Raw genomic sequence first — 15,464 nt, 5'->3', positions numbered from 1 at the left:
ACGTATCACCGCCCGTTCAGCGCTGTCAGCCCGCGCAGGATGTCCAGCGCATAGGCCAGCTGGTAGTCATCCAGCCGAAGGCGCGCAACATCCTCGGCCTGCCTGCGCTCATCCTCCAGCTGGCGGCGTTCATCATCGGTGATGTCGCTGTTATCCAGCCGCCCGCGCAAGTCGTCTTCCGACCGGATCCGCGGTGTTTCAGCCTGATCTTCTTCGATCGGCTGGCGGCGGGGCTGTTCGACAACAATATCGGGCGAAACGCCCAACGCCTGAATCGACCGCCCTGAAGGTGTGTAGTAGCGCGATGTCGTCAGACGAATCGCCCCGTCCCCGCGCAAGGGCACCACGGTCTGCACAGACCCTTTGCCGAAACTGCGTGTGCCGACCACGATGGCGCGGCGGTGGTCCTGCAACGCACCTGCAACGATTTCGGACGCCGATGCCGAACCGGCATTAATAAGGACCACAATCGGCTTGCCATCGATCAGATCACCCGACTGGGCATTGAACCGTTCACCAGCGCCTTCATTGCGGCCACGAGTCGAGACGATTTCGCCGCGGTCCAGAAACGCATCGGACACGCGGATTGCCTGTGTCAGCAAACCGCCCGGATTGTTGCGCAGATCCAGCACAACACCGCCCAGTTCATCCAGCCCGCCGAGTTCGTCGATCGCGTCCTGCAACCCGTCGCGCAGGTTCGGAAAGGTCTGTTCGTTGAACGTCGTCACGCGCAGGATGACATTGCTTCCTTCCGTGCGCACACGCACGGCCTGCAGCCGGATGGTGTCGCGGATGATCGACAGGTCGAACGGTTCGGCCACACCGTCACGCAGAATCGTGATGATGATTTCGGACCCGACAGGCCCGCGCATCATATCCACGGCCTGCGACAGGTTCAGCCCCATCAGCGCTTCACCATCGACATGGGTAATCAGGTCGCCCGGTTCCACGCCCGCCTGATCGGCGGGGGTGCCGTCCATGGGGGTGACCACCTTGATGAAGCCATCTTCTTGTGTGACCTCAATGCCAAGGCCACCGAATGACCCGCGCGTCTGTGTGCGCATGTCATCGAAATCATCCGGTGGCAGATACCCCGAATGCGGGTCCAGCGACGTCAGCATGCCATTGATCGCGGCTTCGATCAGCTTCGCGGTTTCGACATCATCTACATATTGGTTGCGAATGCGTTCAAACACATCCCCGAACAGGTCAAGCTGTTCATAGACCGAACTGGTCTGGCCACGTTCCTGTGCCAGCAGCGGGGCTGCAACCTGGGTGGCCAGCACCACACCCGCAAGCGCACCGCCAATACCTGCCACAACGTAACGTTTCATGCTGTCGTTCCTATTCTGGTTCCTGACGTGCAGTGAATGCGAACCAGGGCTCGGGGTCAATGGTGTTCCCGTCATCACGCATTTCAAAATAGAGTGTTTGATTGCGCGTTCCAGTCCCTGGGGCGTCTGAACCGGCGGCAGGCATGGTACCCAAAGGGGCACCACGGGGTAAAATTTCGCCGTTTTCGACCATAAGCCCACCCAGTCCGACCAGCACCATCAACTTGTTTTCCGCAGGTTCCAGAATGACAGTATTGCCCTGCCCCGCCAAAGGTCCGGCATAGCGCACTGTACCCGACCATGGGGCAGTCACCAATGCTTCGGGGGTGGTGGCCAGAACCAGACCGGGGCGCGCGATTCCTGCCGCATCCGGCTGGTTGAAGCGGCGCAACACAGTTGCGCGCACGGGCAGATCCAGCGTGCCATGCGCCGCCGCAAGACTGGCCACCGGTGTATTTGCCAGCGCGGCCACCCCGCCCAGCGCCAGTTCGGCGGCGAATTCATCCAGCGTTGCGGCGTCCTGGGCCAGTATCTGCAAGCGTTCTGGCGCATCGATCAGCCGCTTTGGCAGCGGGCCACGATCGGCTATAGCCTGTGCCAGTGCGATGCGGGCTTCCTGCGCGGTGCCAAGCCCCTGTTCCAGCGCCAGAAGCCCGTATTGACGCGCGCGGCGCAGGGCGCGCAATTCCTGCAAATCATCGCGCAGCGCAGCCACTTCCGCACCCAGACCGGGGGCCAGTTCACCCAGCAATTGCGCAGTGCGCGCGGCCTCCAGCGCGCCGGAAGGATGTACAAGCGCGCTGGCGGCATCAACCCTATCCGTCGCCATCAGAACCGCCAGCAAACGCGCCAGATCCCCGCCGCGCGCAGAAAACACACTCGCCATTGTCGCTTCACGCAACTGCACATCGCGCAACCCTTCGCGCAGGGCGACCATGCCATCCTCATAGGCCTGAATTGTCAGGCTGAGCGCGGCAATCCTGTCGCGCCCGGAACTGGCCTGTTGCAACTCCGCGCCCGCGTCCTGCAATGCGCGCGCCGCCGCCATGGCGCGGTCTGCCGGGTGGCCCAACGCGGGCAGGGATGCAAGCATCAGCCCTGCTGTAATCAGGGCCGCGCGGATCATTCCTGCGCAATCAGGCTTTGGCCTGTCATCTCAGGCGGGGTGTCCAGCCCCATCAGTTCCAGCACTGTGGGCGCGATATCGGCCAGACGCCCCGCGCGCAGCCGCGCGCCCGCAGGCCCGCCGATCAGGACCACCGGCACGGGGTTCAGCGTATGCGCCGTATGTGGCCCACCGGTTTCGGGGTCAGTCATCATTTCGCAATTGCCATGATCCGCTGTTAACACCATGGCCCCGCCCGCAGCCGCAAGCGCATCCAGCGCCGCGCCAAGGCCGGTATCCACCGCTTCGACCGCGCGAATGGCGGCACCCAGATCGCCGGTATGGCCCACCATATCCGGATTGGCGAAGTTCACGACAATCAGGTCATAGCCGTCGCCGATGGCCTGAACCAATTTATCGGTCACTTCGCCCGCAGCCATTTCCGGTTGCAGATCATACGTCGCAACCTTCGGGCTGGAGGGCATGGCCCTGTCTTCACCCGTTTCCATATCTTCCTTGCCGCCATTCAGAAAGAAGGTGACATGCGGGTATTTTTCGGTTTCTGCCAGACGGAACTGGCGCAACCCCTTGGATGCAACCCAAGCGCCAAGCGTGTTCACGATCCTGCGTTTAGGGAATGCTGTGGACATGAAGGCATTATGCGCGTCGGAATATTCAACCATCCCAAGAAGTGCGCACCATTGTGGGGTAGCCCCCCGTTCAAAGCCGCTGAAACTCGGCGCGGCCAGTGCCGCAAGGATTTCGCGCGCGCGGTCAGCACGGAAGTTCAGGCAGAACAAACCATCCCCCGCCCGCGCGCCTACATAGCCCGAAATAACCGTGGGCGCGATGAATTCATCGTTTTCGCCGCGCGCATAGGCTTCGGTCACAGCGGCGGCAGCACTCGCAGCTTCCAGCCCTTCGGCGCGCATGATCGCGTCATGGGCGCGCTGCACGCGGTCCCAGCGATTATCGCGGTCCATCGCCCAATACCGCCCGATCACCGTGCCGATGCTGGCATTCTGCGGCAGGCTGGCTTGCAGATCGTCGATGAACGGGGTGGCGGATTGCGGTGCGACATCGCGCCCGTCAGTAATGGCATGCACCACCACCGGAACGCCCGCCGCACAGATCCCGTTTATCGCCGCTTTCAGATGCGTGATATGGCCATGCACACCGCCATCCGACACCACACCGAACAGATGCGCGGTACCCTTGCTGGCTTTCATCTTGTCGATGAAGGCCTGCAGCGCCTCGTTGCGCAGGAAACTGCCATCTTCCAGCGCCAGATCGATCTGCCCCAGATCCATTGCCACCACACGGCCTGCGCCAATATTGGTATGGCCCACTTCGGAATTCCCCATCTGCCCGCTGGGCAGGCCCACATCCGGGCCATGGGTAATCAATGTCGCGTTCGGGCAGTCGCGCATAACACGGTCGAAATTCGGCGTATTCGCCTGGGCAACGGCATTGCTGGTGCTGTCGGGGTTCAGGCCCCATCCGTCAAGGATGCATAAAACGACAGGTCTGGTCATGGCGTTCCCTTTTTCCGAAGGCCGGTTTTCCGGGCCAGGCCTGAAGGCAGGCTGCCTTCAGGCCGCGAGTATTTCAGGCAAGATGAAGCGCTGTTCGATCAGCCCTTCAGCCGCCGGTTGCGTGCAGCAAGCAGTTTCAGACGCAACGCATTCAACTGGATGAAGCCTGCCGCATCCTTCTGGTCATAGGCGCCGGCATCATCTTCAAAAGTGACATGCGCTTCGGAATACAGGCTGTGCTCGGACCAGCGCCCGACTGTGCGCACGGACCCTTTGTAAAGTTTCAGCCGAACCGTGCCAGTCACATGTTCCTGACTTTTGTCGATGGCAGCCTGCAGCATTTCGCGTTCCGGCGAGAACCAGAAACCGTTATAGATGAGTTCCGCATACCGCGGCATCAGACTGTCTTTCAGGTGGCCCGCGCCACTGTCCAGGGTGATCTGTTCAATCCCGCGATGCGCTTCCAACAGGATGGTGCCGCCCGGTGTTTCATATATGCCGCGCGATTTCATGCCCACGAAGCGGTTCTCCACGAAATCCAGCCGCCCGACACCATGTTTGCGGCCATATTCGTTCAGCGCGGTCAAAATGGTGGCGGGTGACATTGATTCACCGTTGATGGCGGTTGCATCGCCCTTCTCGAAACTGATTTCGATGAATTCGGGCGTGTCGGGCGCATCTTCGGGGTTAACTGTACGCTGATAAACGTAATCCGGCGCATCATCGGCGGGGTTTTCCAGCACCTTGCCCTCAGAAGAGGTGTGCAGCAGGTTGGCATCCACGCTGAAGGGCGCTTCGCCGCGCTTGTCCTTGGCAATCGGAATCTGGTTGGCCTCGGCAAATTCCAGCAGCTTGGTGCGGCTGGTCAGATCCCATTCCCGCCAGGGTGCAATCACCTTGATATCGGGGTTCAGCGCATAGGCTGCCAGTTCGAACCGCACCTGATCATTGCCCTTGCCGGTGGCGCCATGGGCCACGGCATCGGCACCGGTCTGGGCGGCAATTTCTACAAGGCGCTTGGAAATCAGCGGGCGCGCAATTGATGTGCCCAGCAGATACAGCCCTTCATAGAGCGCATTGGCGCGGAACATCGGGAACACGAAATCGCGGACAAATTCTTCGCGCAGATCTTCGATAAAGATGTTTTCAGGCGCGACGCCCAGCATCTCTGCTTTTTTGCGGGCGGGGTCCAGTTCTTCACCCTGACCAAGATCGGCGGTAAATGTGACCACTTCGCAATCATATTCGGTTTTCAGCCATTTCAGGATGATCGAGGTATCCAGCCCGCCGGAATAGGCAAGCACGACTTTCTTGGGGGCATTCGGTTTAGCGGACATGACGGCTCCGGTTGGATGACAGGTTTTCCATTCGTCTATTGGCTTCTGCGCAGTGCTGCAAGGGTACAGGGGTTCTGTTGGGCCACAGATATGCTATGCACTGGCCAGAACGCGCTGTCGGAGGGCACATGCAAAACCGTCTGAACCTGCTGCAAGGGGTCATCCATCCGTGGCACCATGACCATTTCGGCCATATGAATGTGCGCCATTATGCGCCATTTTTCGACGATGCCAGCTATCACATGTGGACCAGACTGGGCTTGCCTTATAGTGAGATGCTCTCTCAGCATGGGGTGCATACTGTAGCAGCGCAGGCCACTACGCGCTTTGTGCAGGAATTGCAGGCGGGGGATCTGATTGTGATTGACGGTGTTGTCTCGCGGATTGGCACGAAAAGCTGTTGCTTTCACATGCGGATGCTGCACGCGGATAGCGGCGCGGTGCATGCAACCTATGATCTGGTTGAGGTGTTTTTCGATCCTGCAACCCGTAAATCCGCACCCATGCCGCCGGAAATCCGCGCGAAGCTGCAGGAATGGCTGGCCCCCCATGAGTGATTTCGCGGATACCGCACAAACCGCGACCAACGCCTTGCGGGAACTGTTCCCACCCACGCCATTATTGCGCAATGAGCATCTGTCGCGGCGATTCAACGCCGATATATGGCTGAAACGCGAAGACCTGTCGCCGGTGCGCAGCTACAAGATTCGGGGCGCATTCAACGCCATGCGCAAGCGGCTGGCCCAGGCACCCGGACAGCGCCATTTCGTATGTGCCAGTGCCGGCAACCATGCGCAGGGCGTGGCCTTCGCATGCAAGCATTTCGGCGCGCGCGGGACTATCTTCATGCCCGTCACCACGCCCCAACAAAAAATCATGAAAACCCGTGCCTTCGGCGGGGATCAGATTGAAATCAGGCTGACAGGCGATATTTTTGATCAGGCGCTGGACGCGGCGCAGCGCTTCTGCAGTGATCTTGGTGCCTATTTCCTGTCCCCGTTTGACGATGAAGACGTCATCGAAGGGCAAGCCAGTGTCGCGGTCGAGGTACTGGAGCAGCTGGGCCATGCGCCCGATATGCTGATCCTGCCCGTTGGCGGAGGGGGCTTGGGTGCTGGCATGTCGGCCTATCTGGCGCATGCGGCCCCAGAGGTTGCGCTGCGTTACGTGGAACCCCTTGGCGGGGCCAGCCTGAGCGCCGCGCTGAACGCCGGAATGCCCGTCACCCTGCCAAAACTGGATAATTTCGTGGATGGGGCGGCCGTCGCCCAGATCGGGGCACATACATTCGACAGGTTGCGCCACGCAAAAGCGGATCATGTGTTTCTGGTGCCTGAAAACAGAATCTGCCTTACCATTCTGGAAATGCTGAATCACGAAGGCATCGTTCTGGAGCCTGCAGGCGCGCTGTCCATAGATGCGCTTCAGGATATCGCGCCGCAGATCAGGGGTAAAACGGTCGTGTGCATTGCGTCAGGTGGCAATTTCGACTTTGAACGCCTGCCAGAGGTCAAGGAACGCGCCATGCGTTTCGCCGGCACCAAGAAGTACCTGCTTCTGCGCCTGCCCCAGCGCCCCGGTGCGCTGAAGGACTTTCTGGGCATATTGGGACCAGAGGATGACATTGCCCGTTTCGAATATCTGAAAAAGACAGCGCGCAATTTTGGAACGGTTCTGTTGGGAATTGAAACCACGCAGCCGCAGAACTTTCATGGGCTTTTTCAACGGATGGAAGAGTACGGATTCACCTTCACCGACATCACCGATGACGAGGTGATCGCCAATTTTGTTATCTGACCCGTTGCTGTCGGATGCAATCGATCAAGGCGCATCGCCCGCATCCGCAGTCGCACGACACGACCGAACCTTTTGACAACGCCTGTTCGGGAAGCGGAAAACCGGTCCCGCTTTGCCGCAACATGCATCAGCCCCAGGGATTACCAGCGCGCGACTGCGGCGCGGGGTGCGAAATGCCGTTTTCCTGTGCCAGCCGAACCAGGGCTGCGATGCGGTTTTCCGTGTTCGGGTGGGTGGAAAACAGCTTGTCGCGCTTATGCACATGCAGTGGGTTTATGATGAACATATGCGCGGTCTGCGGGTTCTTTTCGGCGCGGTCAAAATCAATCCGAGACGCAAAGCCCTGAATCTTTTCCAGCGCTGATGCCAGCCACAGCGGGTTGCCGCAGATTTCCGCACCAGCGCGGTCCGCTTCGTATTCGCGTGACCGCGAAATCGCCATCTGCACCACCGCTGCCGCCAGCGGTGCCAGAATCATCACCGCAATCATGGCAATTGCGCCCCCTGCCCCCTGATTGCGGCCGCCGCGAAAAAACAGCGCGAAATTCGCCAACATGGAAATCGCACCGGCAAAGGTGGCTGTGATGGTCATGATCAGCGTGTCATAATTGCGGATATGCGCCAGTTCATGCGCCATGACGGCGGCAATTTCTTCGCGTGACATACGCCGCAACAGGCCGGTTGTCGCGGCCACAGCAGCGTTTTCAGGGTTACGCCCGGTGGCAAAAGCATTGGGCTGGTCCTGATCAATAACATAGACGCGCGGGGGCGGCATGCCCGCGTCATCGGCCAGCTTGTGAACCATTCGCTGCAAATCGGGGTGAATCTGGCTGTTGCATTCCTGCGCATTGTGCATCCGCAAAACGGCTTTGTCCGAATTCCAGTAGGCAAAGGCATTCATGCCTGCGGCCACGGCCAGCGCGATCAGCAACCCGGCGCCACCGCCAATCGCATAGCCCACGCCCATAAACAGCGCAGTCATGGCCGCCATCAGCACAGCGGTCTTGAAGTAACCTGTCATCACAATACCCCTTTCAGCAATGGACTGGATATGGGCAGAACCGGTCACGCTTGCAAGATCTGTCGCGCAGCCGAATCAGCATGCGGTATGTTACAATTACTTGATGTCACTAAAAGATGGTGAGCCGGACAGGATTCGAACCTGTGACCCGCTGATTAAAAGTCAGCTGCTCTACCAACTGAGCTACCGGCCCACACATGTCGCGCTACTTAGAAAAGCACGGTCACCGGGTCAAGGGCGAAATGCGCTTTTCGCACAGGAATTCGAGGCAATGTTGAAATGACGGCTGGTCAGCGCGCTGTCGGCCACTTATATCGCGCGCATGACGGATGTGAACGCCCCCCTAGCCTTTGTCAAAATGCATGGCGCTGGCAACGACTTTGTTATCATCGACTCGATGCATCAGGCAGACGGGGTAATGACAACTGCGCTGGCCGCCGCCATCGGCGACCGCCATCGCGGCGTGGGGTTTGACCAGTTGGCGGAGTTGCGCCAGTCCGATGCCGCCGATCTGGACCTTGATTTCTGGAATGCCGACGGATCGCGCGCGGGGGCCTGCGGAAATGCGACCCGCTGCGTGGCAGATATGGTCATGACAGCACGCGGTCTGGACCGGCTGCGCATCCGCACTGCACGCGGCATTCTGGTGGCGGAAAACCGGCAGGGGCAGATATGGGTGAATATGGGTGCGCCGCTGCTGGACTGGCAGGACATTCCCCTGGCGCATGCCTGCGACACCGATCATCTGCCGATAGAGGGCGACCCTGCGGGCGTGGGCATGGGCAACCCGCATTGCGTTTTCTTCGTGGCGGATGCAGACGCCGCGCCTGTGGCTGCTCTGGGGCGCGATATTGAACATCACGCACTGTTCCCGCAGGCAACCAATGTCGAATTTGCCAGCGTGACAGCCCCCGACCACCTGCGCCTTCGGGTGTGGGAACGCGGCACAGGCATAACGCTTGCCTGCGGGTCCGGTGCCTGTGCCACTGCTGTTGCCGCGCACCGGCGCGGGCTGACAGGGCGACGGGTACGCATTGACGCCGATGGCGGGCAACTTCTGGTGGACTGGCGCGACGATGGCGTGTGGCTCTCCGGTCCTGTCGCGCATGTGTTTGACGCAACCCTGTCAGCCGAATTCATCGCGGCCCATAGATGAGCGCGCCTGTCTTCACCACACTTGGCTGCCGCCTGAATGCCTATGAAACAGAGGCGATGAAGGCCCTTGCGGAATCTGCGGGCGTGCAGGGTGCTGTCGTGGTCAATACCTGCGCGGTCACTGCCGAAGCGGTGCGCAAGGCGCGACAGGAAATCCGTCGTCTGCGCCGGGAACACCCCGATGCACCCATCATCGTGACCGGCTGCGCCGCGCAGACCGAACCCGAAACATTTGCTGCCATGCCCGAAGTGACCCGTGTCATCGGCAATACCGAAAAGATGCAGGCGGCCACATGGGCACAACTGACCCCTGACCTGATTGGCGCAACCGAACGGGTGCAGGTCGATGACATCATGTCGGTGCGCGAAACCGCCGGGCACCTGATCGACGGGTTCGGCACCCGCGCGCGCGCTTATGTGCAGGTGCAGAATGGGTGTGATCATCGCTGCACATTTTGCATCATTCCGTTCGGGCGGGGCAATTCGCGCTCTGTCCCGGCGGGGGTGGTGGTGGAACAGATCAAACGCCTGGTCGGACAAGGCTATCATGAGGTGGTGCTGACTGGCGTGGACCTGACAAGCTGGGGCGCGGATCTACCCGCGACCCCGCGACTGGGCGATCTGGTGCGCCGCATCCTGAAACTGGTGCCCGATCTGGCCCGCCTGCGGATTTCGTCAATCGATTCGATTGAAGCAGACCCCGCCCTGATGGAAGCCATCGCCACGGAAGCGCGCCTGATGCCGCATCTGCACCTGTCGCTGCAGGCTGGCGATGACATGATCCTGAAACGCATGAAACGCCGCCATTTGCGCGATGACGCCATCCGCTTTTGCGAAGAGGCCCGCCGCCTGCGCCCTGACATGGTGTTCGGCGCGGATATCATCGCGGGCTTTCCGACTGAAACCGACGCGATGTTTGCCAATTCCCTGAAACTGGTGGATGATTGCGGGCTGACATTCCTGCATGTCTTCCCCTTCAGCCCGCGCAAGGGCACGCCTGCCGCGCGCATGCCGCAAGTGGCGGGGCAAGCCATCCGGGACCGCGCCGCACGTCTGCGCGATGCAGGCACGCGCGCCTGCGCCACGCATCTGACCGCGCAGCAGGGCAAGCGCCATCGGGTGCTGATGGAAAACCCCCACATGGGCCGCACCGAACAATTCACCGAAGTTGATTTCGAAACCCCGCAGCCCGTCGGTTCCATTATTGATGTCACGATCTCCGGCAGGTCTGAGACCCGCCTGCGCGCCTGACCCCTTGCGCCTGCGCACAGACACGCTAGCCTGCGCCGCGGAGAAGGGAAACACATGGACACATTCACGCATCAAGCGGCAGAAGATGCGCGCAACGCCGACATCCAGATCTGGGTGAACGGACAGTTGAAACCCCGCGCGCAGGCGCTGGTTTCGGTCTATGATTCGGGCTTCATGCTGGGCGATGGCGTGTGGGAAGGGTTGCGGCTTTACAATGGCGTCTGGGCCTTTCTGGATGCGCATATCGAACGATTGTTTGAAGCGGCCAAGGCAATTGATCTGGAAATCGGGCAAACCCCTGCGCAGATCATGGACGCGCTGGAGCAGACGCGCGCCGCCAACAATATGCAGACCGACGCGCATGCCCGGTTGATGGTCACGCGCGGTGTCAAGACGCGGCCTTTCCAGCACCCGGCATTGTCGCGGTCCGGTCCGACGATTGCCATCATCATGGAGCATTCCCGCCCCGCAATTGCGCGCCCGATCCGGCTGGCCACAGTGCCGCATCTGCGCGGCCTGCCCATGACACAAGACCCGAAACTGAACAGCCATTCGAAACTGAACTGCATTCTGGCCTGTATTGCCGCCGAAAAGGCCGGCGCGGATGAAGCATTGATGCTGGACGTGCATGGGTTTGTGAACACGACCAATGCCTGCAACTTCTTTATCGTGCGCAAGGGCGAAGTCTGGACCAGCACGGGCGACTATTGCATGAACGGGATCACCCGCCGCGCTGTCATCGATCTGTGCAGGGGCAATGGCATTCCCGTATATGAACGGAACTTTTCGCTGGTGGACGCCTATAGCGCGGAAGAGGCGTTTCTGACCGGCAGCTTCGGTGCGCAAACCCCTGTCAGTGAAATCGACGGTCGCCGGATCGGGGATGGACAACTGGGGCCAGTCACCGCGCGGATAAGGGATTTGTATATGGACATGGTGGGTGCATGAAGCGCATTGCCATGTGGTCAGGGCCACGCAACCTGTCAACGGCAATGATGTATTCCTTCGCGGCGCGCGGGGATTGCGCGGTCTGGGATGAACCGTTTTACGCGGCGTATCTTCAGGCCACGGGACTGGCACACCCAATGCACGCCGAAATCATGGCCGCAAGCGAACAGGACGCCGCACGCGTGGCGCATGATCTGGCCCATTCCGACGCGGACGGCCAGCCGGTATTCTTCCAGAAACACATGTGCCAGCATATGATCAGCGGCATGCCCCGCGACTGGATGGCGGGTGTGACCCATGCCTTTCTTATCCGGCACCCAAGTCGGGTTTTGGCAAGTTTTTCCGCGAAATATGCAGCTGTGGGGCTAGATGATATCGGGTTTGTGCAACAGGCCGAACTATTCGATCAGGTCGCGCAAAGCACTGGTGCCGCGCCTGTTGTCATCGATTCCGCCGATATCCGCGCGGCCCCGGACGCAATGCTGCAAGCGTTATGCGCAGCCCTTGGGATTGCGTTCACAGACCGTATGCTGACATGGCAACCGGGGCCAAAACCCTTTGACGGGGTCTGGGCGCCGGTCTGGTATGGGGCAGTTCACCGTTCCAGCGGCTTCGCCGGGCGCGAAGGACCACTGCCGGAGCTGGAAGCCGGATATGCCCGTATCCGCGATGCAGCGCTGCCCCATTATGAACGCCTGGCACAGTACAGATTGACCACGCCTTTGCTGACTTCAACTGACAAGGACTGAACACATGACAAACCCCATCGAAACCCGCCTGTCCGAACTTGGCCTGACCCTGCCGGACGCGCCCGCCCCTGCGGCAAATTATGTCCCTTTCGTGCAAAGCGGCGCGCTTGTCTTTGTGTCGGGGCAGATCAGCACTGGGGCAGATGGCCTGATCTGTGGCAAGCTGGGCGCGGATATGGATATCGCCCAAGGGACAGCGGCGGCAAAAAGCTGCGCCCTTGCGCTGATCGCACAGCTGCGCGTGGCCTGCGGCGGCGACCTGACGCGGCTAAAGCGCGTCGTCAAACTGACAGGTTTTGTCAATTGCACCGCCGATTTCACGGACCAGCCAAAGGTCGTGAACGGCGCGTCTGACCTGATGGTTGCGGTGTTCGGCGAAGCAGGGCGTCACGCCCGCGTGGCAGTCGGTGCCCCGTCCCTGCCATTGGGTGTCGCGGTTGAAATCGATGGGATTTTTGAAATCGGGTAACGGAACGGGCGGCATCGCCCGCGCCCTGACTGCAAGTCTGATCAGAACAGGCTGAAGCATTCTGTTTGGCGGGTGGTTCCGGCCTGAAGGGGACATTTGCACTCGGATCAAGCCCGCGCCATCGGTGGGCCGGGGACTGCCGACCCCACGTTGGAGAAGTTCACTTTATGCAGGCGGCATACTCCTGAGTTCAAAGGACTTGACTGACATCAGGTCATCGGCAGGCCGCGGGACGGCCCGCCGATGGCGCGGCGGCCTGCGGCCTTGATTCCGCGCCTTTGGGTGACTGCTTCAGGCCAGTAACCAGCCTTTGCGTTTCTGCCTGACATGATCACACGCTAACCCAGATGCGTAGACAGAAATGCCTGCGCGCGGGCATGCGCCAGCGTCGCCGCTTCGGCGTCATAGGCATCCGGGCGCGCATCATTGGCGAATGCGTGCCCACAGTCATACATGTGAATTTCCAGCGTCGGGAACGCCGCGCGCGCTTGATCCAGCATTTCCGGCGGAACATGGTCGTCACGCGTGCCGAAATGGCCCTGAACGGGTTTGCCCAGCGCCATGTCCATATATTGCGGCAAACGTGTCCCGTAAAAGCGGACAGCACAGGCAATATCCAGCACCTGCGCCGCACGGATTGCCAGCCCACCGCCCCAGCAAAACCCCAAAACCGCGACCTTGTTGCTTGTTTGCGCAAGCGCGTTCACGGCGGCGGCGATGTCGCGCATTGTGTCATCCGGCTTTGCGGCCAGCATCATGTCCCGGCCCGGCGCGGCATTGTCAAACGGGATGATTGCGCCGCGCTGCTGGCGGTCAAACAGGGCGGGAATGGCGATGTTGAACCCTTTTGCCGCATAGTCCCTGGCGACGCCGCGCAATTGTTCGGTCACACCAAATATTTCCTGCAGAATGACCAGCCCGCCTTGCGGTGATCCTTCTGCGGGCTGCATCCAGCATTCAAAACGATGGCCGTCATCTGCTGTCAGGGGTTTGAACATATCGGAATCTCCTGTCTTGATGGTCACGTGTATATCGTATTTGGACAAGTGTTCAAAATAATAAATCATATGCAATAAAATTAATGGACACTTGTCCAAATCTATGCAAAATCCATACTCAGGAGGACGGCAATGAAAAAATCCGAAAGCCAGAACGACACCGCGACCGCAATCCGCGAGGCTGCGGAACGCCTGTTTTCCGAACGTGGGTTTGCGGCGGTGTCGCTGCGGGAAATCGCGCGCGAAGCAGGTGTCGTGGTGTCCAGCGTGTCCTATCACTATGAGGGAAAGCTGGACCTGCTGCAGACGATTTATGACATTCATACCATCCCCATGAATGCCCGGCGGCTGGAACTTCTGGGCGAAGCCCGCCAGATTGCCGACCTTTCTGCGCGATTGCGCGCCATCCTGCGGGCCTATCTGCTTCCGACATTTTCATTTGCCGCGAATGGGGCGGCGGGCGGCGGCGCGCGGTTCACCCGGATGCGTGCCGTCCTGTCAGCAGAGGGCGACCCGGAGGCAAAACGCATCATCGCTGCGGCTTTCGATGGGGTAACGCGCAGTTTTCTTGATGCCATAGCAGAATGCTTGCCGGGCGCAGACCGACGCCAGATTGTGTGGCGGTCACAATTCCTGCTTGGCGCGCTGTATTACACGCTGATCAACCCCGAACGTATTGAACGGTTGTCGGATGGCGCGACCAGCGGAACCGACCACGAAACAGCGATCCGCGAACTGGTGGACGCTGCGCATGCAAGTTTTCGCGCGCTGTCGCGCGAGCATGTTGCGGATTACTCGACCGCAGACTGAAACCCAAGGGAGGGACTAATGAAACTGACAGGAAGCCTGATTGCCGCAGCCGTGGCCATGGCATTTGCCATGCCTGCGACCGCGCAGGAACGCATATCGATCGGGACCGGCGGGACCGGCGGGCTGTTCTATGTGATCGGCGCCGGAATGGCGGAACTGATCACCGAACATATGCCCGACACCACCGCACGCGCCGAAGTCACCGGCGCGTCCATCGAAAATATCCGGCGCACCGCGCTGGGTGAGCTTGAACTTGGGTTTTCATCCTCATCCACCCTTTATGAAGCTGCCAGCGGCACGGGTGCATTCGATGGCGACCCGCATCCTGTTGCGGCATTGGCCTATCTCTATCCGGCTGTCATGCAAGTGGCCACAACGGCACGCACAGGGATCACCAGTTTCGAAGACCTTGCCGGGCGTCCCGTCAGCCTTGGCCCGCCCGGTTCCAATGCCGCGGTGCTGGCGCAGCGGCTTCTTGAAAGTTACGGGGCCTTCAGCCCGGAAAATGCGCAATTCCTGTCCTATGCCGAAGGGGTGAACGCGCTGGTCAACGGATCAGTTGATGCAGCGGTTGTGCTGGCGGGTGCGCCAGTGGCGGCGCTGATCGATCTTGATGCGCGCGAAGATATGGTTTTGTTGCCGGTTGACGCTGAAAGCGTTGCCGGGTTGCTGGAAGAATACCCCTTCTACCAACTGTATGAAATTCCGGCGAATACATATGGTGGCGTGACGGACCCCACGTTGGTTATCAATGATCCCGCAGTGTTGTTCGTGCATGCTGATGCGCCGGATGAATTCGTGCAGGCGATGACGGCGGCATTGTTCGACAATCTGGATACGTTGGGGGAAATTCATCCGCTTGCGCGGCTGATCCTGCACGAAACCGCGCCAAACACACCCATCGACCTGCATGCAGGTGCAGCGGCCTATTTCGCGGGGAACTGATGTGATCAGG

General features: G+C 60.2%; 15 protein-coding genes and 1 tRNA gene. 9 read left to right on the top strand and 7 right to left on the bottom strand.

Annotated elements, in window-relative coordinates; genetic code table 11:
* Positions 1 to 5: 5 nt before the first annotated feature.
* The 4 genes from PUT78_RS01080 to PUT78_RS01065 form a co-directional block, all read right to left on the bottom strand.
* Entirely contained in the window at positions 6 to 1,334 is a 1,329-nt protein-coding gene (locus PUT78_RS01080) for a S41 family peptidase (RefSeq protein ID WP_274350153.1), read from the bottom strand.
* 10 nt (positions 1,335 to 1,344) lie between these two features.
* Entirely contained in the window at positions 1,345 to 2,460 is a 1,116-nt protein-coding gene (locus tag PUT78_RS01075) for a murein hydrolase activator EnvC family protein (RefSeq protein ID WP_274350151.1), read from the bottom strand.
* Positions 2,457 to 3,974, bottom strand: a complete 1,518-nt coding sequence (gpmI, locus tag PUT78_RS01070) for a 2,3-bisphosphoglycerate-independent phosphoglycerate mutase (RefSeq protein WP_274350150.1) — start codon at positions 3,972 to 3,974, stop codon at positions 2,457 to 2,459. The genes PUT78_RS01075 and gpmI overlap by 4 nt, the downstream gene beginning before the upstream one ends.
* A gap of 98 nt (positions 3,975 to 4,072) precedes the next feature.
* The gene (locus PUT78_RS01065) at positions 4,073 to 5,311 is read right to left on the bottom strand and encodes an argininosuccinate synthase (RefSeq protein WP_274350149.1); all 1,239 of its coding nucleotides are present in this window, start codon (positions 5,309 to 5,311) and stop codon (positions 4,073 to 4,075) included.
* Between the two features lie 128 nt (positions 5,312 to 5,439).
* Between PUT78_RS01065 and PUT78_RS01060 the strand changes: the two genes are divergently transcribed.
* A complete protein-coding gene (locus tag PUT78_RS01060; protein WP_274350148.1) occupies positions 5,440 to 5,868 on the top strand; it encodes an acyl-CoA thioesterase in 429 nt (142 codons plus the stop codon).
* Complete coding sequence (gene ilvA, locus PUT78_RS01055) at positions 5,861 to 7,108, top strand: threonine ammonia-lyase IlvA (protein ID WP_274350147.1); 1,248 nt, start codon at positions 5,861 to 5,863, stop codon at positions 7,106 to 7,108. Before PUT78_RS01060 ends, ilvA begins: the two co-directional genes overlap by 8 nt.
* A 127-nt stretch (positions 7,109 to 7,235) precedes the next feature.
* On the opposite strand, the gene htpX is transcribed toward ilvA, so the two are convergent.
* Together htpX and PUT78_RS01045 are read right to left on the bottom strand one after the other, a co-directional pair.
* A complete protein-coding gene (gene htpX / locus PUT78_RS01050) occupies positions 7,236 to 8,129 on the bottom strand; it encodes a zinc metalloprotease HtpX (RefSeq protein ID WP_274350146.1) in 894 nt (297 codons plus the stop codon).
* 117 nt (positions 8,130 to 8,246) lie between these two features.
* Positions 8,247 to 8,322 (bottom strand) — tRNA-Lys (locus tag PUT78_RS01045).
* 129 nt (positions 8,323 to 8,451) lie between these two features.
* Here PUT78_RS01045 and dapF point away from each other — a divergent pair.
* Genes dapF through PUT78_RS01020 form a run of 5 tightly spaced genes read left to right on the top strand, consistent with a single transcriptional unit; the run spans position 8,452 to position 12,701 of the window.
* Entirely contained in the window at positions 8,452 to 9,285 is an 834-nt protein-coding gene (gene dapF, locus PUT78_RS01040) for a diaminopimelate epimerase (protein ID WP_274350145.1), read from the top strand.
* Complete coding sequence (gene mtaB / locus PUT78_RS01035) at positions 9,282 to 10,535, top strand: tRNA (N(6)-L-threonylcarbamoyladenosine(37)-C(2))-methylthiotransferase MtaB (RefSeq protein WP_274350144.1); 1,254 nt, start codon at positions 9,282 to 9,284, stop codon at positions 10,533 to 10,535. Before dapF ends, mtaB begins: the two co-directional genes overlap by 4 nt.
* A gap of 54 nt (positions 10,536 to 10,589) precedes the next feature.
* Positions 10,590 to 11,483: a D-amino acid aminotransferase gene (locus PUT78_RS01030; protein ID WP_274350143.1), complete on the top strand. Its 894-nt coding sequence runs from the start codon at positions 10,590 to 10,592 to the stop codon at positions 11,481 to 11,483.
* A complete protein-coding gene (locus tag PUT78_RS01025) occupies positions 11,480 to 12,232 on the top strand; it encodes a sulfotransferase-like domain-containing protein (RefSeq protein ID WP_420793435.1) in 753 nt (250 codons plus the stop codon). The genes PUT78_RS01030 and PUT78_RS01025 overlap by 4 nt, the downstream gene beginning before the upstream one ends.
* 4 nt (positions 12,233 to 12,236) lie before the next feature.
* Complete coding sequence (locus PUT78_RS01020) at positions 12,237 to 12,701, top strand: RidA family protein (protein ID WP_274350141.1); 465 nt, start codon at positions 12,237 to 12,239, stop codon at positions 12,699 to 12,701.
* Positions 12,702 to 13,039: 338 nt separating this feature from the next.
* On the opposite strand, the gene PUT78_RS01015 is transcribed toward PUT78_RS01020, so the two are convergent.
* Positions 13,040 to 13,699: a dienelactone hydrolase family protein gene (locus tag PUT78_RS01015; RefSeq protein WP_274350140.1), complete on the bottom strand. Its 660-nt coding sequence runs from the start codon at positions 13,697 to 13,699 to the stop codon at positions 13,040 to 13,042.
* 132 nt (positions 13,700 to 13,831) lie between these two features.
* On the opposite strand from PUT78_RS01015, the gene PUT78_RS01010 reads away from it, so the two are divergent.
* Positions 13,832 to 14,509, top strand: coding sequence for a TetR/AcrR family transcriptional regulator (locus PUT78_RS01010; RefSeq protein WP_274350138.1), 678 nt, complete (start codon positions 13,832 to 13,834; stop codon positions 14,507 to 14,509).
* Positions 14,510 to 14,527: 18 nt separating this feature from the next.
* Positions 14,528 to 15,454 carry a TAXI family TRAP transporter solute-binding subunit gene (locus PUT78_RS01005; protein ID WP_274350137.1) on the top strand — a complete coding sequence of 309 codons (927 nt, stop codon included), beginning with the start codon at positions 14,528 to 14,530 and terminating at the stop codon, positions 15,452 to 15,454.
* The last annotated feature ends 10 nt before the right edge of the window (positions 15,455 to 15,464 follow it).

This window comes from Roseinatronobacter alkalisoli (genome assembly GCF_028745735.1).
In the GTDB taxonomy this organism is placed as follows: domain Bacteria; phylum Pseudomonadota; class Alphaproteobacteria; order Rhodobacterales; family Rhodobacteraceae; genus Roseinatronobacter; species Roseinatronobacter alkalisoli.
This window is presented reverse-complemented; position numbering and strand designations above follow the sequence as displayed.